The organism is Paenibacillus sp. GXUN7292, assembly GCF_050864975.1.
In the GTDB taxonomy this organism is placed as follows: domain Bacteria; phylum Bacillota; class Bacilli; order Paenibacillales; family Paenibacillaceae; genus Pristimantibacillus.
Window position 1 is genome coordinate 313,942 of sequence record NZ_JBOZWO010000002.1, and the last position, 22,174, is coordinate 336,115.

The 22,174-nt window shown below is 41.0% G+C and carries 20 protein-coding genes; 13 read left to right on the plus strand and 7 right to left on the minus strand.

Annotated elements, in window-relative coordinates:
• The first annotated feature begins 36 nt into the window (after window positions 1–36).
• The 5 genes from ACRRU2_RS04070 to ACRRU2_RS04090 all read left to right on the plus strand — a co-directional run bounded on the left by ACRRU2_RS04070 (window position 37) and on the right by ACRRU2_RS04090 (window position 5,414).
• On the plus strand, window positions 37–984 hold the full coding sequence (locus ACRRU2_RS04070) for a F510_1955 family glycosylhydrolase (protein WP_432500030.1): 948 nt from the start codon (window positions 37–39) through the stop codon (window positions 982–984).
• Window positions 985–999: 15 nt separating this feature from the next.
• Entirely contained in the window at window positions 1,000–1,524 is a 525-nt protein-coding gene (resA, locus tag ACRRU2_RS04075; protein WP_432500031.1) for a thiol-disulfide oxidoreductase ResA, read from the plus strand.
• A 107-nt stretch (window positions 1,525–1,631) separates the two neighbouring features.
• A complete protein-coding gene (locus ACRRU2_RS04080) occupies window positions 1,632–2,522 on the plus strand; it encodes a hypothetical protein (protein WP_331699470.1) in 891 nt (296 codons plus the stop codon).
• 190 nt (window positions 2,523–2,712) lie between these two features.
• Entirely contained in the window at window positions 2,713–4,119 is a 1,407-nt protein-coding gene (locus ACRRU2_RS04085; RefSeq protein WP_432500032.1) for an MBOAT family O-acyltransferase, read from the plus strand.
• A 20-nt stretch (window positions 4,120–4,139) separates the two neighbouring features.
• Window positions 4,140–5,414 carry a DHHW family protein gene (locus ACRRU2_RS04090; protein ID WP_331699468.1) on the plus strand — a complete coding sequence of 425 codons (1,275 nt, stop codon included), beginning with the start codon at window positions 4,140–4,142 and terminating at the stop codon, window positions 5,412–5,414.
• A 101-nt stretch (window positions 5,415–5,515) separates the two neighbouring features.
• Here the strand turns inward: ACRRU2_RS04090 and ACRRU2_RS04095 are convergent, their stop codons facing one another.
• Both ACRRU2_RS04095 and ACRRU2_RS04100 read right to left on the minus strand, forming a co-directional pair.
• Window positions 5,516–6,964: an S-layer homology domain-containing protein gene (locus ACRRU2_RS04095; protein WP_432500033.1), complete on the minus strand. Its 1,449-nt coding sequence runs from the start codon at window positions 6,962–6,964 to the stop codon at window positions 5,516–5,518.
• Complete coding sequence (locus ACRRU2_RS04100; protein ID WP_432500034.1) at window positions 6,961–10,137, minus strand: family 10 glycosylhydrolase; 3,177 nt, start codon at window positions 10,135–10,137, stop codon at window positions 6,961–6,963. The genes ACRRU2_RS04095 and ACRRU2_RS04100 overlap by 4 nt, the downstream gene beginning before the upstream one ends.
• Window positions 10,138–10,362: 225 nt before the next feature.
• On the opposite strand from ACRRU2_RS04100, the gene ACRRU2_RS04105 reads away from it, so the two are divergent.
• Both ACRRU2_RS04105 and ACRRU2_RS04110 read left to right on the plus strand, forming a co-directional pair.
• On the plus strand, window positions 10,363–11,199 hold the full coding sequence (locus ACRRU2_RS04105) for an SDR family oxidoreductase (RefSeq protein WP_432500035.1): 837 nt from the start codon (window positions 10,363–10,365) through the stop codon (window positions 11,197–11,199).
• 48 nt (window positions 11,200–11,247) lie between these two features.
• Window positions 11,248–11,877 (plus strand): HAD family hydrolase, encoded by a 630-nt coding sequence (locus ACRRU2_RS04110; RefSeq protein WP_432500037.1) that lies wholly within the window; start codon window positions 11,248–11,250, stop codon window positions 11,875–11,877.
• A 151-nt stretch (window positions 11,878–12,028) separates the two neighbouring features.
• Here the strand turns inward: ACRRU2_RS04110 and ACRRU2_RS04115 are convergent, their stop codons facing one another.
• From ACRRU2_RS04115 to ACRRU2_RS04125, 3 genes are read right to left on the minus strand one after another with little or no spacing between them, the layout of a single operon-like run.
• Window positions 12,029–15,160 (minus strand): ATP-binding protein, encoded by a 3,132-nt coding sequence (locus tag ACRRU2_RS04115; protein ID WP_432500038.1) that lies wholly within the window; start codon window positions 15,158–15,160, stop codon window positions 12,029–12,031.
• Window positions 15,161–15,217: 57 nt separating this feature from the next.
• Window positions 15,218–16,024 carry a cytochrome c oxidase assembly protein gene (locus ACRRU2_RS04120; protein WP_432500039.1) on the minus strand — a complete coding sequence of 269 codons (807 nt, stop codon included), beginning with the start codon at window positions 16,022–16,024 and terminating at the stop codon, window positions 15,218–15,220.
• 13 nt (window positions 16,025–16,037) lie between these two features.
• Window positions 16,038–16,523 carry a DUF2243 domain-containing protein gene (locus tag ACRRU2_RS04125; protein WP_331699460.1) on the minus strand — a complete coding sequence of 162 codons (486 nt, stop codon included), beginning with the start codon at window positions 16,521–16,523 and terminating at the stop codon, window positions 16,038–16,040.
• A gap of 204 nt (window positions 16,524–16,727) precedes the next feature.
• Between ACRRU2_RS04125 and ACRRU2_RS04130 the strand changes: the two genes are divergently transcribed.
• The 4 genes from ACRRU2_RS04130 (at window position 16,728) to ACRRU2_RS04145 (ending at window position 19,060) form a co-directional block, all read left to right on the plus strand.
• On the plus strand, window positions 16,728–17,582 hold the full coding sequence (locus ACRRU2_RS04130; RefSeq protein WP_432500040.1) for a manganese catalase family protein: 855 nt from the start codon (window positions 16,728–16,730) through the stop codon (window positions 17,580–17,582).
• 147 nt (window positions 17,583–17,729) lie between these two features.
• Complete coding sequence (locus ACRRU2_RS04135) at window positions 17,730–17,927, plus strand: hypothetical protein (protein WP_331699458.1); 198 nt, start codon at window positions 17,730–17,732, stop codon at window positions 17,925–17,927.
• Window positions 17,928–18,345: 418 nt separating this feature from the next.
• The gene (locus ACRRU2_RS04140; protein ID WP_432500041.1) at window positions 18,346–18,828 is read left to right on the plus strand and encodes a DUF2975 domain-containing protein; all 483 of its coding nucleotides are present in this window, start codon (window positions 18,346–18,348) and stop codon (window positions 18,826–18,828) included.
• A 10-nt stretch (window positions 18,829–18,838) separates the two neighbouring features.
• Window positions 18,839–19,060 carry a helix-turn-helix domain-containing protein gene (locus ACRRU2_RS04145; RefSeq protein ID WP_432500042.1) on the plus strand — a complete coding sequence of 74 codons (222 nt, stop codon included), beginning with the start codon at window positions 18,839–18,841 and terminating at the stop codon, window positions 19,058–19,060.
• A gap of 222 nt (window positions 19,061–19,282) precedes the next feature.
• Here ACRRU2_RS04145 and ACRRU2_RS04150 read toward each other — a convergent pair whose 3' ends face one another.
• Window positions 19,283–19,978, minus strand: coding sequence for an LrgB family protein (locus ACRRU2_RS04150; protein ID WP_432500043.1), 696 nt, complete (start codon window positions 19,976–19,978; stop codon window positions 19,283–19,285).
• Window positions 19,975–20,346 (minus strand): CidA/LrgA family protein, encoded by a 372-nt coding sequence (locus tag ACRRU2_RS04155; protein WP_331699454.1) that lies wholly within the window; start codon window positions 20,344–20,346, stop codon window positions 19,975–19,977. The genes ACRRU2_RS04150 and ACRRU2_RS04155 overlap by 4 nt, the downstream gene beginning before the upstream one ends.
• A 114-nt stretch (window positions 20,347–20,460) precedes the next feature.
• On the opposite strand from ACRRU2_RS04155, the gene ACRRU2_RS04160 reads away from it, so the two are divergent.
• Complete coding sequence (locus tag ACRRU2_RS04160; RefSeq protein ID WP_432500044.1) at window positions 20,461–21,348, plus strand: LysR family transcriptional regulator; 888 nt, start codon at window positions 20,461–20,463, stop codon at window positions 21,346–21,348.
• 635 nt (window positions 21,349–21,983) lie between these two features.
• Entirely contained in the window at window positions 21,984–22,169 is a 186-nt protein-coding gene (locus ACRRU2_RS04165) for a tautomerase family protein (protein WP_432500045.1), read from the plus strand.
• The last annotated feature ends 5 nt before the right edge of the window (window positions 22,170–22,174 follow it).

Genomic DNA, 22,174 nt, shown 5'->3' on the forward strand with positions numbered 1-22,174 from the left:
ACTACAGTATGTAGTGAAAATGGAGGGGACTTAAATATGAAAAAACAGGAATATCGAAAACAAACGCAAATATGGAAGAGGAGGGCTAAAGGATTCAAGTGGACTTGGATTGCCTTACTGCTAGCAGCTATCATTACTGTCGTGATTTCTTTGCAAGGCCCCGGTTCCAATACGGTCATGCTGACACATATCCATGGCCTTGGTTATTCAGGGGATGGCCAGCGAATATTAATTCCTTCCCACTACGGATTGAAAATATATGCTCAGGGAGAATGGACTCATGGTCAAGGAGAAGAGCATGATTATATGGGCTTTACAGCGGTTGACAATGGATTTTACAGCAGTGGGCATCCAGCCCAAGGCTCCAATAAAAAGAATCCTTTTGGCCTGCTTAAAAGTACAGATGATGGATTAAGCCTCGATTTCCTGGATCTATATGGTGAAATTGACTTCCATTTAATGAGCGCAAGCTATGAAACGCATACCATTTATGTATTTAATCCAGAACCAAACACTAGACTCAAGACAGTAGGCTTATATTACACTAAAGATGAGGCCGAAACATGGGTAAAAAGTGAGATGATCGGGATAAACGAAGTGCCTGGTGCACTAGCTGTTCATCCAACAAATGATTCGATACTAGCAATAGGCACAAAGAATGGCTTATATGTTTCCGAAGACGCAGGCAATCAATTCGTAAAAATAGCTGATATGCAGGTAACTTCTCTAGCTTTTGGAGCAGAGAATGAACTATTTGTCGGCAGCTTTAATGAAAAAGGTGAAATGTATCGGATGGATATCGGCTTGAAACAATTGACTGAGGTTAATTTGCCAGATTTGACAGAGGATGCGATAACATATATTTCTCAGAACCCAATGACTAGGAATGAGCTTGTTTTTTCTACAGTCAAAATGAATGTTTATGTATCAACGGATCGAGGTTCAAACTGGAAACAAATTGTGAGTCAAGGCGAAAGTGTTTAGAAGAGGTGATAATAGTTGAAGAAATATCGCAAGTGGATTCAGATTAGCGTGCTGACAATCGCATTGCTTATCGGCGGATACTCAATCGGCTCTGCGGTTTTTAAGCCAGATAAATCCGTCAAGATTGGATCAATGGCTCCGGAGTTTAGTTTAGCTACATTGGATAAACATGTTCATCAACTTTCTGATTTCGAGGGAAAATCGCTGGTCATAAACTTTTGGGGCACTTTTTGTCCGCCATGCGTAAATGAAATGCCAGCCCTGCAAAAACAGTATGATCAATGGAAAGAGGATAATGTCGTAGTGCTGGGCATCAATTTAAGTGAAAGTACCATAACCGTTAAAAACTTTATTAATCAGCATAATATTACATTTCCAATCGTAATTGACAACAATGATCAAATTCGAAAAAAGTATAATGTCCAGTACTACCCGACAACATTTTTCATCGATTCTTCAGGTGTGATTCAAGATAAATTTATTGGTGAAATGAAGGAGCAGGACATCATCAATGGCATTAATAAATTAGTGGGATTATAGACATCATTATTTTATCTTATCGCCGGCAGGAAATATTTTCTTGTCTACTTTTCCGACAAAAGTTGGTAAGGTGGTAGATACCAATCGATAAGAGGTGATAAGTTACCATGATTAAGAAATACTGTTTGTTCTGTGAGGAGATAGTCACCACTAAAACGGAAGGCGATTACGATAAATACATGGGCTGTTCCTGTTCGCCAGACGGATTCTACAGTCTGCTGAGAGAAAGCTACGAAACTATTAATTCGTTGCCGCATCATAAAAAACGGAACATGTTTTACTTAGTATCGGCTTATATCCGGGAGCTAACAGATTGTGATGAGAAGGTTACTCTATCTGCCAACGATCTGGAATCAATTGCAAATAGTCCGAAAATTCCTTTAACTATTGATGATAAAGGGAACCGTCTGTTACAATTTTTGCACAGGCATACCGGAGGGCCGGGCGAGCCTGTAGTCATTCATCCGCTTTCCAGCAGCTATAATCTGACCTATTCTCCTAATCTGCAGGAGCTGGTCTACATCATTGATAAGCTTGTCACTATGCAGCTGCTCATTAGGGAAGGGAATACCTTTAAACTTACGGAAAAAGGATGGAGTGAAGCCGCCGCCAGCGCTGGAGGCAAAAAATTAAAGCCATGCTTCGTTCTGATTTCGGATAATGACAATTTGCGAACCGAGTGGCTCGAGATCCTCTTTCCTAGAATCGAACAATGCGGGTATATGCCGCGCTTGTTAGCACATAACAAAACGAAGAACGATGATACTTATACTTTGGAGTCAATATCAGAAAGCAAACTAATTATTGCTGATTTAACCGATCAATCTCCTGAGGTGTATTTAGCAGCCGGATATGCGCATGGTTTAAACATTCCGGTAATATGGACCGCAAGCAGCAGTGAGGCTGAAAAACTTTTTGTACAAATACAAAATATTCGACCTATTATTTGGGATTCAGCTGAAGAGCTGGCCTCTATTCTTCAACAGAAGCTAAGCTAATAAAAAGCTGGCAATTAAATGTTAATGCTTTAGAAACCTGTCACTAAAGGTAAGCGATGCAGCTTTTAGCAAAGCAACTTTTGGTAAGACAGGTTTTTTTATTAAGAAATCATAACAACTTTTTTTAGTTTATTTGCGTTATAATCAGAAATACATATATTTGGATCGTTACCATCAGGAGGAATTCGTTTTGGTTTTTAGTTCAGTCATTTTCTTGTTTTACTTTTTACCGCTAGTACTTATCTTATATTTTTCAGTCCCATTTAAATTCAAGAATGTTATTTTATTGATTTTCAGTCTCGTTTTTTATGCCTGGGGGGAACCGAGGTATGTCTTGCTCATGATAATATCTATTATGATGAACTATGGTTATGGAATTTGGATTGATCGAACAGATAGTCATGAGAAGAAGAAAAAATTAATTTTGACACTGGCTATTGTTGTAAATATTGGACTGCTTGGCGTCTTTAAATATGCAAATTTCTTCGTCCATGCCATGAACGATGTCTTCCAGACGAATGTTCATTTAACGGACATACCGTTGCCTCTAGGCATATCTTTTTATACATTTCATGCGCTCAGTTATTTAATAGATGTATATAGAAAAAAGGAGAGAGCCCAGCGGAATTTATTCAGCCTGTCTCTTTATATTGCTTTTTTCCCTCAGCTTGTTGCAGGTCCTATCATTCGTTATAATGCGATTGCAGATCAGCTTAAGAAACGTGTGTTTTCTTCCATACAATTCGCAGAGGGCATCAAACGCTTTATTTTAGGCTTGTCTAAAAAAGTGCTGTTGGCTAATCCGCTCGGCTCCGTTGCGGACACTGTATTCGCTACGTCTACCATGGATCTTTCAACAGGCAGTGCCTGGGTAGGTATAATCGCATATACGCTGCAAATTTATTATGATTTTTCAGGATACAGCGATATGGCGATCGGTTTGGCAAAAATGTTCGGTTTTGAGTTCGCAGAAAACTTTAATTACCCGTACATTTCAAAGAGTATTTCAGAGTTTTGGAGACGCTGGCATATTTCACTTGGCAGCTGGTTCCGAGATTACGTATATATTCCGCTTGGCGGAAGCAGAGTGGCTAAATGGAAAATATACCGCAACTTATTTATCGTGTGGTCGCTAACAGGGTTTTGGCATGGAGCCAGCTGGACATTCATCGCTTGGGGGATCTACTACGGCCTCCTGATTGCTTTGGAGAAAGCCGGGCTAGAGAAGCTGCTTTCCAAAATGTATCCGTTAAATCATGTAGCCGTTCTGCTGCTTGTTATGATCGGATGGGTTTTCTTCCGGGCGGATAATTTCAGTTTCGCAACTGATTTCATTGCTGCCATGTTCCATTCGCGAGGCAATGATATTTTCGATTCTCAAGCGTTATCGTTATTATCAATGAATTGGCTTCATTTCACCGCTGCTATTCTGGTTGCTGCACCGATTTTTCCAAGACTGCAAAAGCTTCAATTAGGAAATACGTTAACGAAAGTAAAAACTGCATGTGCTTTGTTTTTTTACTTTTTTCTATTTGTGGAAGTGATCTTGTATCTTATAAATTCAACCTACAATCCTTTCTTGTATTTTAGATTTTAATTTTCAAAAGGAGTGCCGGAATGAACAAAACTGTTTCTATCGTTTATATGGCCTTATTTCTAGCAATTATTTTCGGCATCGCCATTGCCAGTATTATTTCTCCTGATAAAGACATCTCTGCTATTGAAAATAGATCGTTAAGCAAATTGCCTGCTTTCAGCTTTGAAGCGCTAGCCACTCATCGTTATTTCGAAGATATGAATCAGTATTTCAATGATCAAATCGTACTGCGCAACGAGATGGTTGGCATCTATCAAAAGCAGCAAAACTCTAAAATTTTCAACTCTATGCTGCTTGAAAACTTATTTCAAGTAAAAGCGAAACAGAAGTCCGAAGAAGGAACAGTAGTGAAAGATTCTCGAGTTGTATCCAATCTAGTCATGATCAATAAAAAATGGTTATTGCCGATTCCCGATAAAGTCGTTCATACGGATAAGATTGACACTGCTGCTGCAAAATTAAACGATATGATTGCATTTGCAGAGCAGCTAAATACAGAAACTTTTTTTGTTTTCAATCCATCGAGAACAAAGTCACTGATGCATTTATATCCTGCTTATATGCAGACGGAGGCTTATGCCCAATCGAAAGATTATTTTTTGTCCAAACTAGCTGAATCTGTTAACGTAGTGAATATTGGAGATAAGTTCGATACATTTACGAACGCACAGTTAGAGGAGCTCTACTTGGAGACGGATCATCATTGGAATATTAAAGGTGCTTTTGCTGCTTATCAAGAAATGATCACTCAAATTTCGAATCGATCGGATCAATTCGAGGATGAGCCGATGACTTTGAACGATATAAAGGTTTCTGCATTAACGGCGGGTCATTTTGAAGGCAGCTATAACGTGCAAATCAACTTTGCAGTCAATCCAAAAACAGCTGATAGAACGATGATATACGAACCGGAAGTACCGTTTATATTTGAACAGTTCGAGGTTATCAATAAGGACGGCTCCAAATTTAATCAAAGCTTTAACGATTTTTATGGTTTCAAACGGGGGCGCAGCACATATACGTATGGCAGCATCTATGGAGGAGACAGACGGAAAATTTATTATGAAAACCCTAATGCAGACAATCAATTAAATGTGTTATTGCTGAAAGATTCCTACATGAATCCTCTTACGCCATATTTGGCGCAAAGCTTTAACAAACTGACAGTGTATGACAATCGTTATTATTCCGAATTCAGTTTAAAGAAAATACTTGCGAGCGAACATTTTGACATGCTTATTATCGCTTTTCATGATGATAATCTTTTTAGCGGCACGTATGAGTTTGAAAAGTGAATCCACCGAAGGTTGGAATTAAAAATCATTGAATAAATAAAGCCCTTTCTGCTTCTCAATGGAAGCGAAAGGGCTTTAACATAACTAATGCTGCATTCGCATCAGTTCTTATCCATAAGCTCTAGCTGAATCGCCAGACGCTTTAAAATTACGATGGCTTGAGCGCGTGTCGATTGATTTTTCGGTGCGAGGATGGAATCGGATAATCCGTTCATCAAGCCTGAGTTAACAGCTTCAGCCATTGCGCTTTGGGCCCAGCTGCTAATGGCATCGGCGTCAGAGAAGCCTCTGAGTGCAGTTGTGCTCAAGCTGCCAGCCATTTTTGTAACAAATGCTTTGGCGCGAGAGGCAAGAACAGCCAGCTGCTCACGGCTGATCGCTTGGTTAGGCCGGAATGTGCCGTCCTCATAGCCTTGGATCAAGCCTGCTTGGGCAGCTGTTGCAACCGCAGCAGCATACCAATCACCCGAATGCACATCGCTGAATGTGTTATTCCAATCATCTTCGACAAGGCCGAGTGTACGAACGAGCAGAGCTGCAAATTCGGCGCGTGTAATCGATCGGTCAGGAACAAAATAGTTGTCTGTAACGCCTTTCGCGAGCTGCTTCGAAGCGAGCAGATCGATATCGGCTTGCGCCCAGTGACCTTTTGTATCTTGGAATGACTTACTCGCAGCGACAACGGCATATATGCTGTTACCAGTCCGTTTAAATGTGGCAGTCGTACTGTCATCAGCTTGAGTGAATCGTGCTGGAACGAACGTCAAGCTCTTCGTGCCCGGGTCGAAAACAATGACAGAGGAATGGCTTGGAACAAGTCCGTTAAGCAATAAAGTACGTTCCACATATTGGTCTTTGAAATTATTGATGTCTATCGTTTTACCGCCTGCCTGCACGGAAATTTGGAAATCATAAGCATCTCCGATGAGCTTGCCGCCTGCAGCAGCAGCGGCCTCTGCGATCGCTGTCGCGTTTGTTCCAGTTATTTTCGTAATAGTAAGCGTCACTTGAATATGATCTTCAGACACTCCCAGTTGTTTAGCAAGTGCAGCGGTATCAAGAAGGCTAGCCGGCAGTTTGTAGCTGGCGCTGCCGGATTTTACAATCAAGGCCGCACCTTCAATCGAAGCGGCAGCGCTGGCAAGAGCTTGTGCAGGCACCGTAACGATAGCCGTTTGCTGTGAGTCTGGCACTTCGACGACGATATTACTAGCGTTATTGCCTAGCTTTTGTAATTCGGCTACAGCTTTGGAGATCGTGTCTGCATCAAGTGCTGCTTTCATTGCCGGGTTGCCGTCAGCGTCCGTTGTTTGAGTGGCAGTTACAACGACCACTATGCCTCCTTCTGTCGGCTTCAGAACTGGAGATAGTACAAGAGCGCCGCCCGTAGAAGGAGAGGTTGAAGGCGAATACGTTACTTGAATCGTCTTCTCGTTCGTTTTCATACCATCAACATATACAGCGAAGGTCACTCTGTTACTGCCTGGCTGCAGGTCAACATTTCCGCTAAAATCGCCGTTTTGATTGACGTTCGCAGCAATATTGTTCAACTTGACCTCGATATTCGAACCGGCGCCAAGTAATTTAACATTGCCTTTGTTTTGCCATCATAGTTCAGGAAGCCCGATAGTGCAGCACTCCTGATGTCATCACCTACATTGTAAGTATTGGCTACAAGCTGGCGCTTCGTTCTTACTCCGTTCTCATCGAGGGCGGAGACGACCATGCCGCCTGTCGGAATTGGGCTGTTGTTGTCTTCTGGGGCGCCCCAGCTCCAATTAATTGCTTGATTTTTGTTGACGACCTTAGTCACTATGCCATTCTTGTCGGTGACAACCTCTACACCGAATTTATTAGTACCTGTCGAGGTGCCGAACTCTTCGCTGAACACGTTGAGATCGCCAAGGTTTCGGCTGACGTTATAGTAGCTGCCTTCGATAAAGGATGCAGGGTCGCGCGGATTGCTGATGCCGATCTGGTAATCCTTCACATAATCTTCATCTTGAATGGAAGCTTTAACGACCGGCCAGTTGGCCAGCGATGCGTCGAACAGCATAAGACCGTCCGAGCTGCCCAGCGCGGTTTGGAAAATTTCACGCTGCAGGGCAGGGTCCTGCAGATCTGCCAGCGCCATGCCGGCATAAAGCGGTTTTTCTCCATTGGTCACAATGGAATCAATCGTAATATAGCGCTGAATGTTCGCAATCGTATCGTAATAGGTGCCCACCATCAAGAAATCAACGGAATCTAAATAGCCGGTTTCGTAATAATTATCAGTATAGATAGAGTCCACAGGAAAGTTCAAGCGGCTGTCGTATCGGAAGTTTTTGCTTCCCCAATGTACGCCATTTAAATAATAGGATTCATACCAGGCGCCAACGTAAGCTGAAGTTTGGATTTTTTTATTATTTTTTTCAGAATAGCTATCAACTAGGCTGCGGGTTTCTTCAACAAAGCTTTGAATCGTACTGGACCGGAACTCCCACCAATCCTGAATAAGCGGACCATCAACTCGTCTTCCATTGTCATAATGGAATATATCGCTTGGCCAGTTCGTTAGCTCTTTGTCTCGACTCTGCAGAAACTCAGTAAATTTCGCTTTTGTCTCATCGCTGAAGTCAGCCGTTTCATTGTCGTAACGGCCTCGGTCAAGAATAATGCCGTCCACGTCATAGTTTTGAAGCACTTCTTCGAATGTATCCAATTGGAACTTACGGACTTCGTCGTTGGAAGGATTCACAAACAAGACGACCGCTCCGCCGGATGCGCTTGACAGACCTTTCTTGCCATAAGCGCTTTCCCTTAGCCGCTTGATTTCTCCGTTATCCTCCGGCTCTGGACGGTATACGCGCTCTTCCCACTCCAAATGATCGTCAATGATGGCAAAATCCTTCATGGCAATGGAGCCTTCGGCAAAAACATTAAAGGCCGCATGGATTTTAAGGCCTAGCGCATGGCCATGCTCCAGAAACAATTCGAGCAGATCGAGATCAGGGTTCGAGCCCTTGCGATCGCTGGCAATCATTTCGCTCACGTAGGGACGCTTAGTTATGCTGCTTTTTTTATACGAAACGTAGCCTTCGACACCTTTCACATCAAAAGCGACATCTGTAACGCCTGCATCCTTGGCATGCTGCAAAAATTTGAGTACACTGTCGCTTGATTGAAATTTCTTTGCATTGGCTGCCTGATCGACCCATAAAATAATTTGCTTTTCCGGTGTCAAGGAAGGCCTGCTGTAGACGATAACCGATTTGCGATCCACCTCAATTTCGTTTTTGGATAGTACGACATCGATATAGTTCGGCCCTTCGACAAGTATTGTTTCATGACTGAACGTTCCATCAGCTTGAAGATTGATGGTTTGTCCGCCGATCGAGACATCAGCGTCTTCATGGTTTGCGATTTTTCCAGAAATAGTCGTCTTCGTTGCAGCGGTTGTATACATGCTCATGCCGTCGAGCTGCAGGCGCGGTTTTGTTCCTGTCCCGCTCATTAGCTCAGTAATAGGCACGATACTGCCGTTTTTGTGCAGTTTGACCACATCATCTAATTTAAAGCTGGTAGCCAAATACTTTTTCAGGCCAATCGTGTCATAGCTGTCATCTTGCGCCATGACCACATAACCGCCTTGCGGAATATTAAGCTCGCCAGCTGTCCATTGCGGTGGACCGCTATCTTTAGCCGGGTTAATTATGGCAGTCACTTTACTGCTGGCATCAACCTGAATGGCGACATTATAGGTCGGAATTTGGATTTTTGCACCGTACTCGGTAGTGAATATAGCGATCACATTTGAGATTGCTGTTATATCTTTGTCAATATAATGGATAGGCTTTTTGGGACCTACGGGATTGATTGTAACGTCTTCTGGCGGAGCTTCAATCTCGATCAGATCAGTTTTTTGATAGGTGAGTGTGAACTGTTTTTCAACCAGCAGGATGTCGTTTTGAAGCAGCTTGACAGAGATTGGATTTTCTCCTTCTAAGAGAGTGATTGGCTGATTAAATGATCCATCGGATTGAATAGATGCGGCAATGTCGCCAACTTTTACAGAAAGACCGTTCTCTGCTTTGTAATTCAGTACTTTTCCTTTAATGGTGTACGAAGGGGTGGTAACGGTTTTGTCTGTTGCTTCCTCAACGTCCAAGCCTGGCTCTGTCGATGGAAGGAAATCCGCAGCAGTAAGACGCTCGCCTTTCCTCTCCAGAGCAATTGTGCCTCCTTTGAAGGCGAACAAATTGGCACGCCGCTTTGGTTCTGTGTTCCACGAGTTGTCACTGGATATCAATACATAGCCGCCTTCAGGAATATCAATGTATTGATTATCTTCCCATTCTGTAGCTGTGGTTACAGGCTCTTGCAATGGTCCGATCACGCGCATGATTTGATCTTGTTCATTAACTTGTATCGCTACATTTTTACTTTTTACGAATACTTTTCCTGCATACTCGGCGTCACTATGATTCGTATACCCAACGGTGGATGGCGCTCCACTAGTATAAAGAGCTACATAATTGCTCCACTGATCAGGCTGGTTCACATTGAAATTTACATAATTCACCTCGAGTTTTTTAGTTCCATCCTGTGTCACCACATAGATGTTGTTGTCTTCGGTGCTGCTTTCACTGCCGGCCGCATGCACTGATCCATAAGCAGGGAACAAGGTGCTGAACAGGCAAACGATGAGAAACATACACATTCGACTTTTATTTTTTCGCAATTTTTTTCCACCTTTCCTATGTAAATTTGGAATACGGTTCCATTATAGGCGTTGGCGCTCTCAGCTTACAGGGGGCGATAATGACTAGTTTTGGCACTCTAATGACTTTATCGTGAACGATTATTAGAGAGTAAGAAAATACTCTGAAGAGGTTACAAAGGAACTGAGACTTGAATGTTGAAACTTATTAATGACAGAAAAACTTTGATAGGAGGGAGAAGTTCAATGAAAATGACCGGAAAGATATGTCTAGTTACGGGTGCCAGCACGGGAATCGGAAAAGAAACAGCTCTTGGACTTGCGAAATCCGGAGCATATGTTGTGATAGGTGCAAGAAGCCGCGAGCGTGGCGAGGCTGCGCAAAAAGATATTATACAACGGAGCGGAAACCGAAACGTCGAGCTTATTCTTGCGGATCTTACAACGAGTGATGGGATCCGCTCTTTGGCTAATCAATTTTTAAGCCGTCATGACAAATTGCATGTATTAATCAACAACGCTGGCGGCGTATTTAAAGATTATCAAAAAAATAACGATGGTATGGAGCTTACCTTTGCTTTGAACTATTATGCTCCGTTCCTCTTGACTCAGTTATTGCTGGAAACAATTAAGAGAAGCGCACCTTCCCGAATAATAAACGTTGCTTCGGAAATGCACGCGGAAAGCTTGGATATTGAGAAATTAACTGATCCTGTCCAATATAGTTCCATGAAAGTATACAGTGCTTCCAAGCTGGCTGTTATCATGTTCACTTATGCGCTGGCTCGTGAGCTGTCAGGCACTGCTGTGACGGTAAATGCTGTGCATCCCGGAGTCATCTATACGCCTCAATCAGCACGAATGGCGCCTTCCTTTTTCCGTCCGCTTCTGAAGCTGTTTATGTACAGTCCAGAAAAAGGTGCAAAGCCGTCTTTAAAATTAGCTATGGATTGCTCAATGGAAGGCATAACGGGGCAATATTATAAAAAAGAAATAAAAAAGCAAACGGGAGCATATTCAATGGATATAAAGCAGCAGGGGAAACTGTATGAGCAAAGTCTGATATGGTGTGACCTAAAATAGCCTTTATTTTTACAAAAGACACCAAATTTATCGCAAGGAAGTGTTTTTATGCCCAAATATGATCATGTGATCTTTGATATTGATGGAACTTTAATAGACACCGAAAAAGCGGTTATCAGCTCCCTGCAAAAAATGTTGCAAGCAGATTACAACAGGGAGGTTTCCAGTTCGGATTTGCAATTTGTGTTAGGTATTCCTGGTGCTTCTGCGTTGCCGCAGCTTGGCATCACAGATATACTTGTTGCAAATGAGAGATGGAATTACTTCATGAAGGATTTTTATAGCTCAATAAAGGTTTTCGATGGAATTACAGATCTGTTAAATTCTTTACAAAAGCAAGGAATTGTACAAGGGGTTGTAACTTCAAAAACAATGGAAGAATATCAGCAAGATTTCGTTCCATTTGGACTTACACAATACTTATTACACAGGGTTTGTGCCGATGATACTGAAAAACATAAACCCAATCCAGATCCATTATTGAAGTTTTTAGAAATCTCACACGCGAGTCCTGAAACTTCAATTTATATTGGAGATACCATTTATGATTATGAATGTGCTCGTGATGCAGGCGTTGACTTTGGGTTAGCTTTATGGGGCTGCAAGCAGCATGAGCTTATTCCTGCTAAATATAAAATTGAAACTCCGCGAGAGTTATTAAAATTAATTAATCCCTAAAAATCATGTCGATAAAAGCTTGGCAGTATTAGAAGAGACAATGTTTCAAACCGATCTGATTTTATTGACTGAATATCCCTTTGTAAATTTAATTAAGCAACGTATTAACTTGAGTAAAAAGCCGACCCAATTGGATCGGCTTTTTACTGTTTTACATCGGGTTGTTTTTGTATTCTGGAATGACAAACGATACTGTAGTTCCTTGGTTTGGTTTACTAATAATAGATAAGCCTGTACCGTATAGCTGTACTAGTCGTTGGTTCGTGTTAGAAACACCAATACCGCTTTTTCCTTTCATGGTTGGGCTCAATAGCTGAAGAACTTGTTGTTGCTCCATGCCTACGCCATTATCTATTACTTCAACTGTTGTAACATTACTATGTTGCAAAATGCGAATGTGAACGGTACCTCCTTTATTTTGACTGAGAAGGCCATGCTTCACAGCATTTTCTACTAGCGGCTGAATTGTAAGCGGGGGAAGAAGTGGATTGATTTCTGGCGATACTTCCCATACTACGGACACTCTATCTCCAAATCGCTCTTTTTCAATATATAAATAAGCTTTGACTAACTCTAATTCATGAGACAACTCTACAAGCTCACCCGTATTTAAAAAATCAAAACTAATTCGCAAAAAAGATGCGAAAGCATTACCCAGTTCTCTCATTCTTTCGGTATCAATTGTGCTTAGCGCCATAAGCGAGTTAAGTGTGTTAAATAAAAAATGCGGATGAATCTGAGCTTGCAGATAAGCAGCTTCCAAACGTAATCGTTCATTAATGGACAGCTTCATCATAATTAAAGCTCTAATCCGGTATTTCAACTCAGTTGCATCCACAGGCTTTGTCACATAATCATTTGCCCCCGAAGAGAAACCGGTATAAATATCAGCAGTCTGACTGCGTGCAGTAAGCAATAAAACAGGAAGTTCAGACAAGGAGTACTGCTTCCTAACCAATTCCGTCAACTCATAGCCAGACATATTGGGCATCATCACATCCGCGATCAGCAGATCCCACTTTCGAGTTTCCAGTAATTCCAGCGCCTCAAGCGCAGAGTTTGCAGTAGTAAGATTATATGACTCGTTTGAAAGGATTTTAACAAGCACATTCAAATTAACAGGGTCATCATCCACAGCAAGTATATTTACTTTCTTATCGTTCGGCAGGGAAGGGGGAAGAACTGTTACTGTCAGTTTGTTAAAGGAATCGTTTTTAATTAATAATCCTTTTGTTGTATTATCAATACTGTCTTCAAAAAGCTGATCGTTTGGCTGAGACGTTGAAATGTTAAAGCTGTTTGCTTTTGGCAAATGAAAGCTGAATACGGAACCTTTGCCAAGCTCGGAATGAACACTTAATAATCCCCCATGCAATTCGACTAGCTGCTTGCAAATACTCAGACCAAGGCCAATGCCCCGGCCATCGTTTATTCCGTAAGAGCCTTGTTCGTAAGGCATGAATATTTTTTCTTGAGTCAAAGTACTCATGCCTACTCCAGTATCAGATACATGAATGATTACATTGTCTTCAAACACTTCGGCAGAAACTGTTATAGTGCCTTTTTCAGTGAATTTAAGGGCATTATGCAGTAAATTATATAAAATTTGCACGAGTCTTTGCTCATCAGCCCATACAGGAGGTATGGAGATATCGATATTCACATGAAGTTGAACTGGTCTGCCATCCAACATAAATTTAAGCATAGCGATTACACCAGGTGCGACCGATTGTATCCATAAGGGTTCTTGCTTAAGAGTAATGCGATGCTCCTGGAGCCGTGTAACGTCAAGCAGATCCCTTAGCGTATGAGACATGTGGCGGCTTATCGTTATAATTAATTCCATATCTTGAAGACTGCTCTCGTTCAATTTTTCTTTTTCCGCAGTTACGATGGATTCAGCGATATTCATAATGCCATGCAGTGGCGTTCTAAGCTCGTGTGATGTATTTGCGAGAAATTGGTCTTTTAGCTTGTCAGTTTTTTTTAGCTGCTCGTTGAGTAACAAGTTTTCCCTGGCATTTCGAAAGTACCGTTTGAACCAATAAGCAGAAAACCCAATAAGCGCCGCAACAATATCAATTGGATAGTAAACAGTATTAATGGCAGTTATATTGAGAATATACTCCAGAGTGCTCCAAATTACGCTTGATGCGACGCCAGTTGCGCAGATTAGTAAAAATATAATATCTTTGTCTTCTTTTTCTTTAAATATCATGGTCCGAACGGTAAAAAGGAAACTAATGAACGCTAATAAATAAAATAGGAAAAAGATATTATAATGAAGGATGCCGCTTACCCATGCTGCGGGTGCAACGATCAAAGCTCCGGTAAGACAGATCACACCTATGATATATACTTTTAGTCCTGCATTTCGCAGAGAGGCCGAAGCGAATTTTCTGAAAACGAGAAGGATTAATACATTTTGCCAAAGCAGTGATATTATTCTTAGCTTAATCGTCCAAGTGTAGTTGATCGGCAACCAAAGCGAAAGTATATTTTCATGACCGCTCATGATAGCTATCCCAGTTGTTAGCATAACAAGGGACGTCAATAGCAAGCCTGTTTCCTTACGATTGAATAAGTAAAAGAAAAAAGCATATAAACTATGAAGCAGCAAAATAAAAAACGTCATCATCTGAAAGCCGATAGAGTACCATCGCACGTAATCAATGGCGGCCTGCGAGCCAAAACGAATGGAATTTAAAATGCCCCCAGAAAACGGCTGATCAAAATTGGCTACTTGAATAAGCAATTCGATTACTGTAGTCCCTTCTTTAGTATAAGAAGCCGTGTAAGAAATGTTTTTCGGGGCATATTCTGTTTTGTTTGATGCAGGATTGCCAAAACTACTTTCGGAAACGCCATTTATTTCTGCACGGGAAGAAGCTTCAATATTTTTTATCCAAAATGCAACAGGCACATCGAGAGGATCAATTAAAATCTGCAGTCGATAGGTACCATAGCCGTAAGAGGTTCCATGATCATGATCAAAGGAGTTTATCCAATTTCCTGGAACCTTTATTGCGACGGCTTGTTCAGCTGGCGGTTTATTTTGTCCGGTTATAAGCTGATTCGGGTAAAACTCCCATTCGCCATCCAAGTTAAAGGGAGGAGAATTGCCTAAATCCGTACCGCGCAGGTCAAGTATCCCGTTAATCGGGCGAGGCTGGTCTGAAGTATAAAACAGCTCTGACCAAAGCCATCGGAAACACAATAATGTTAGGAAAATAAATACAATTATGGCTATATACTTAATGTAGGTTTTATTAATATTTTTCATAATAACAGAGATTTCGACATAAATAGATAAAATCCTCTATTGATTATCTTGAGTTGATCATTGGGGCGAAGGAGCCTGTCTCCGACTAGTGTTTACTAATTTCTGAACAGTGCGGGACTTCCTAAACCACTGATTGCAAAAGATTAATATAATAGCGATTTCAATAATATCTCCGCCATAGTACATAAGCATACCGCCTATTTTTGCTTGCTCTGACGGCACTCCTGCAGGAGGATGAGCATAAATATACTTCGATAATATGCCATGTGCGGCAAATGCCGTTACGAACACGCAGGAACGAAGCAAGAAACTATGACGATGGGGTGTAGGTTCAATGTAGATTATACTTAAAGTAAAAAGCCAGCCTGCTAACCAGATATGCATATGTATCAAAAAATGGAGTATGGGATTATTATGCATGGCCATATATAAATCTGTTGTATAGAGAAACCACAAGCCTCCAACATTGAGAAGAGCAGCAGAAATAGGATGGGAAATCATTCGCAGAGGCTGGCTTTTTAATATATATGTCAATCGACGTGCGGATTTAACATTAATTGTCTTTAAAAAAAGAGTAATCGGGGCAGCTAAAGTGAGAAGGAGGGGGGAGAGCATGCCCAACAGCAGATGACCGACCATGTGAGCGGTGAAATCCGTGTGAGCCCTTGCCGCAAGCGGGCCAGTCACAGCTGCAGCTGTGCAAACAATGCCGATAGTCCAGTAAAAATAACGACTTATGGGCCATGGTTTATAACGATCTCCGGATTGGACGGCAGCAGCTGTATAACTTACAAGTGCTATGAGAATGACAAGGAGTAGAACTAGCGAGAAGCTGCTATTTTGTTGAAAAAAATTAAAATTCATAATTGTTTTTCCCCTATCTTAAACTATCTCTTTTTGAATACTTAATAAGAAAGGCTCCGCAAACGATCATTGCTACAGCAATTACATTCCAGACTAAATCGTAGATAATTACTTGGTCTACATAGCGAATTTGGTGAAGACGCATCAGTTTGTGCTGGATAATTCCGTCATAAAGCTGAAATAAGCCTCCTCCGAGTAATATTCCACCATACCATCTCTTTGGTAACCAAACCTTGAATCTGCGAAGATCCGCGAACATAAACATACCTCCAATTGAACAGAACCAGCTGAAAGCATGGAAAAAGCCATCAGAAGCCAGGCCAATTGCAGTAGTTGATTTATCATAGAAATGATGCCATTGAAGCAGTTGATGAAATAGCACTTCATCTAGAAAAGCGACTAATCCCAAACCGCAAAGGAAACCTGACCATAGATTGCGATTTAGAAGGGAAGAGGGAAATATAATTTTATCTTTATTTGGATTATGTTGAATGCTCATTTCTCTTTTCTCCTTTTCCTCTTAAAAATTTATTCTCAGTAACCAATATTCCCTAAAACAGTTTCTCTAAAACCTTTAACAAGATACGGAAAGACCGTCCAATGAAAATTAAAATCGAATAATTATATAATGCTCTGGGAAATCTAAATTCGTTACTAAAGCGTGTAAAAACTAACAACCAAATCATATAAGGAGTGAAAACCAGTGTATTATTACAAGGAAGAATTGATTAATATAATAGAACCAGATCAGCCTGATCCCGCAGCGGCCAAAGTACTGCAGGAGACGTTAGGCGGACAGTTCGGAGAAATGCGAACTATGATGCAATATTTTTTTCAAAGCTCTAATTTTAGAGGGAAAGATAAACAATTCCGCGACTTGTTACGTGGTGTCTTTCTCGAGGAAATTGCTCATGTTGAGCTTGTGCAAAATACGATCAATCAGTTATTGAATGGAGCTGGCGAATCTTCTCCAGGTAATTCGGGCATGGATAGGGCACCGCTTGATGAGGCAATCAAGCACGCCAATCCCCATCATTTCATTATGGGTGCACAAAGCTCTTTGCCTGTTGATGCGGGAGGAAATCCATGGAATGGTTCTTGGGTTTACAGTCATGGAAATTTAATAAGCGACATGCTGAATAACGTTGTCCTTGAATCTACGGGCGTACTTCAAAAAACACGAATTTACGAGATGAGTTCTAATAAAACCTTCCGTGAAACACTCGGCTTTCTTATTGTTAGAGATAATGCTCATCAAAATGCATTTGCAAAAGCTTTAGAAGTATTGGGTGTTAATTGGGGCAAGCTTTTTCCTGTACCCAATTATGATATTAATAAATACCCGGAATGCAGAAAATATGTGGATATGGGTTTTCATAATGCACAATTTAATTTTAGGCTTGATGAGACTCGTATTGCAGAGATATTTCAAGGAAGTTCACCAAGCCGGAATGATGGCGAGCTAGCCATAACACAGCCTCCCGCTGGTTTTCCTGTTCCTGAACTGCCAGAAATGCCAAATGAACACAGTCCCGGATTAACGGATATGTTTCGCTAAATAGCTTTATAACAAAATATAGTAATTAGAGCTGCCTTTTGGCAGTTCTTTTTCTTTTTCTCAGGAATAATTGAATTATTATATTTTCATCTTACATTCCATCCATTATGTGGTAATATCAAAAGAAAAGAGTGAGAGGTGATTGTTATGAAGTTTGAATACACCGTCCTGAGAAAACAGGATGATATATACGGAGTTCGATACTTTTTGGATGAAAAAGAGCATCTTCCAAAGTACAATAATATCCCCCTCATTAGAGTTTTAAATATTCTTGGTGATGAAGGATGGGAACTTGCAGTAAAAGAAAGCCAAACTACATACATACTTAAGCGTCAGTTGAAATAAGAAGCCAGAGGGTGTCGATTAATTGTGGGCAACGATTGATAAGCAATAAGAAGGGAGAACGGAGAGTAAGAATGGGAATGGAGAAGCGGCAGCGTCCGCCTTTGTAGGCCAATTTTATCCATTACAGGGGTTATTTCATCAGAAAAATTGGACTACAACAGCGGTCGGAATCCCAATCTTGATCGAAGTGGCATCCCTTTTAATTATGAGCGGATAATGTCATTGGAGAATGGTCGCAATGTATTTACTGGCTAAGATTGATTAAAGATCGCGTAAATCGCGGTCTTTTTTTAATACCGAAAAGTAATGGACTAAGTAGTGAAACAACATAAAAATATTTTTAAACAATTAAAATATATTGCAAAACGATAAAAGATATAGTAAAGTAAAATAAAACTTGATGAATTGAGGGAGTTTTATGGAACGAGGAACAACACTTTTTTTAAAGACCGCCGTTATACTTATTGGAATCCCGGTTCTTGCTTTGTGTATATTTTTGGTGCCAGAGATAGCAAATTATACAGCAGTATTGTATCCTGATCATGCGTATTTAAAATATCTCGTTTTTATTGTATTTTATGCAGCAGCGATACCTTTTTACTTTGCACTGTATCAAGCATTTAAACTTTTAGGCTATATTGACAAGAACAAAGCTTTCTCAGATTTATCTGTGCAAGTTTTAAAGAAAATTAAGTATTGTGCTTTCATAATTAGCAGCTTGTTCGTGCTAGGCTTACCGATCTTCTATCTCATTGCTGAAAAAGACGATGCGCCAGGCATCATCATAATCGGAATGGTCTTGATTTTCGCCTCTATGGTAATTGCCTTTTTTGCTGCAGTTCTCCAAAAGCTATTAAAAGAGGCTATTGATATAAAATCAGAAAATGATTTGACGATCTGAGGTGAAAAAGATGGCAATTATAATCAATATTGATGTGATGCTGGCTAAAAGAAAAATGAGCGTAACAGAGCTTTCGGAGAGAGTCGGAATTACAATGGCTAATCTTTCCATACTTAAAAATGGTAAAGCAAAAGCAATACGATTATCCACTTTAGAGGCAATTTGCAAGGCTTTAGAATGTCAGCCAGGAGATATTTTAGAATACAGAAGTGATGAAATCACTTTGGAATAAGGGTGCAATCTGTGATATTATTGGCAGCTCAGCTTTAGAGTGCTCTGCTATAATAGGTACCGTATTTGATGCCCAAAAAGGCTTTAACCGAACCGAGATAATATGGTCCAAAGAGAAATAATAATGATAAGTGAACCAAGCGATTCCAGAGTCTTTACTCTGGTGTGCTTGGTTCTTTTTTTATGAAGAGGATGGGGTTGGATACGCCATTTGCTGAATTTGTTATAGGAGGAAGCCCTGCCGAAACAATGCGAGCAGCCAAGGGACTATGATAAGTGTAATAAAAGCAGTCAATATCATTGCGATGCTTGCAATGGAACCCGCAACTCCGTCATATTCAAATGCTTTACTGATGCCAGCCGAGTGTGCGCTGGTACCGAACAGTGTACCCTGTCCAATCGGATTGCGGATACTACACCATTTTATAATTAGAGGTCCTATGATCATGCCGATAAGACCGGTAATCATGGTAGCTACAGCTGTAATCGTTGGGACCCCGCCTATCATGCCAGAGATAGATACAGCTATTGGCGTCGTTGCTGTTCGAGGAGCAAGGCTGGCCAGAATATCGTTTTTCAATCCGAACAGCTGCGCTAAAGCCGTTGTACTTAGGAAAGCGGTCATTGCACCGCAGCAAACGCTGACGAGAATAGCTAAAATATTTTTTTTCAGAACATTGATATGTTTATACAGCATAACAGCCAGTGCAATGGTGGCAGGCTCAACCAGATCGGTTAGCCAGACCGCCCCCTTGTTGTAGGTATCATATGAAACTCCACTTATGATAATAATGGTGATAACAACGAGTGGCGTAATCAAGAGCGGGGTAAAATAAATTTTAGGAAAAGTCAGGTATATGCGTTTGGCTGCCAAGTATATGATGACCGTGCATAATAACCAAAAACCAGCTTGTATCATGCGGAGCCACTCTCATTTCGATTAGATATCCGCTGGCCGATTAATCCTGCGCATAACATCACAACAATGGTGCTGCCTAAAATTGTAGCGAGCACTTGAATTCCGCTATGCATAATCAACGCTTTGTAATTAATAATGCTGACCGTTGCAGGGATGAAAAACAAAAGCATTTCTGAAAGCAGCCACTGGGAACCCATCTCAATCCAGTTAAGGCGAATAATTTTGAGCTTAAGCAGCGTATACAAGATTATAATGCCAACAATACTGCCTGGCACAGGCAGATGCATCCACTGTACGAGAAAATCGCAAAATTTGGCGAGAATAATTAAAAACAGGACTTGAACAATAATTTTAAACAAAGATTTCATGGATCTGAAGGCTCCTTTCAGACTTAAATATACAGATTCGTATTTCATAAGTAAAATGAATATATGGAATTGATTTCATTCCAATTGTCTATGGAAGGGGGGCATTGCATTAGTATGGATATTCACCAAATTAAACAAGTATCGGAAATTATGCGATGGAATAGCTTCACCAAGGCAGCTGAAGCTTTGAATGTCACACAGCCGACAATTAGCAAGTCCATAAAAAACTTGGAAAATGAGCTAAATACAATGGTGTTCATTCGTGAAGGGAATCAATTCAAACTCACAGAAGCGGGTGAGACTATCATGAGATATGCAGGACCTATTCTTCAGATGGTTGATCAATTAACTGCGGAACTTAACGATCTGACGTATCTGAACAGAGGAAGCATCCGCATCGGCATACCGCCTATGGCGGGGACGAACTTCTTTCCGAGTGTGATCAAGTCATTCCAAGAGCGTTATCCTGGCATTTCCGTCACCTTGGTTGAAGAAGGGGCGAGAATGATTAAGGATTATATCGAGAACGGTTCACTGGACGTTGGTGTTATTCTTTTGCCTGTTGAAGAAAAGGCTATCGATTCGTTCCAAATCGTCGATGATCGCTTGAAGGTAATTGTACCTGTGTCGCATCCGCTCGCGAAACAATCGCGGATTTCGTTGAAAATTCTGGCTGAGGAAAAGTTTATTTTGTTTAGCAGCGGATTTGCCCTGCATGATCGCATAATAAGCGAATGCCGGAAAGCCGGATTTGAGCCGCGGATCGTGTACGAAAGCACGCAATGGGATTTTATCGGTGAGATGGTCGGGGCGGACCTTGGTATTACGATGCTTCCGGATACGATCTGCCGCTCACTGGATTCTAATAAAGTTCGAGCGGTGTCGTTGATCGATCCAATTATTCCTTGGCAGTTGGCGATCGCTTGGAAGAGGGATAGCTATTTGTCTCGCGCAGCCCAGGAGTGGATCGCTTTCACGAGAGAAAAATTTAAAGCAACTTGAGCCTGCACATAAAGTATGTGCTAAGGGATTATGTTTCGAACAGAACTACCTTGCCGCAATCTCGACGTGGCAGAATGTATATGAAATATCATATATAATCAGCAGAAAAGTTCCAAAAGGTACAATTGTATATGAATTATCATACACAATCAGCAGAATTGACTCAAAAAGTACAATTGTATATGAAATTTCATACAAAACTGGGCGTTGATGGTCCGATGTGGCTGAATGTGTTCGATATTTCGTACACAATCAGCAAAAATTTTCCAAAAATCACAAATGTATACGAAATTTCACACAAATTCGGTCTGCACCCATCTGCACCACCTCAAAACGGCCAAATATGCATGTAGTTGACCTTATGTCTCCCCATATGTCCCCCATATGCACTTGTCTAGTTTTCTTCGCATACATTTCCATTAAGATCGACATCCATGGCATCCTTCAGAGATGCTTTTTTTGTGGCTTGCAGAATGAATGCGATCGTATTCAGCGCATTTATGGCAATTGTGTTCCTGCGACCCGATTACGGGTACCTAAAAAAAACACAAGTAGCAAAATGCGATTCCATTGTTGGAAGACGGTCTAGCTTTTAGGATAAAAGTACGTTATAAAACTTTCAAAATGGAGGACAGATGATGCCGCAAATATCGATAAGAATGTATGAAGGCCGAACGAAGGCGCAAAAGGACGAAATCGTAGAAGTATTCACAAGAGAGCTGTCGCGGATTATTGACAGGGAAGCGAGGTATATTCAGATCGAATTTGATGAAATTCCAATTGATGAGAATGCGCCGGACAATTTGAAGAACAAGAGGTGAGTTAG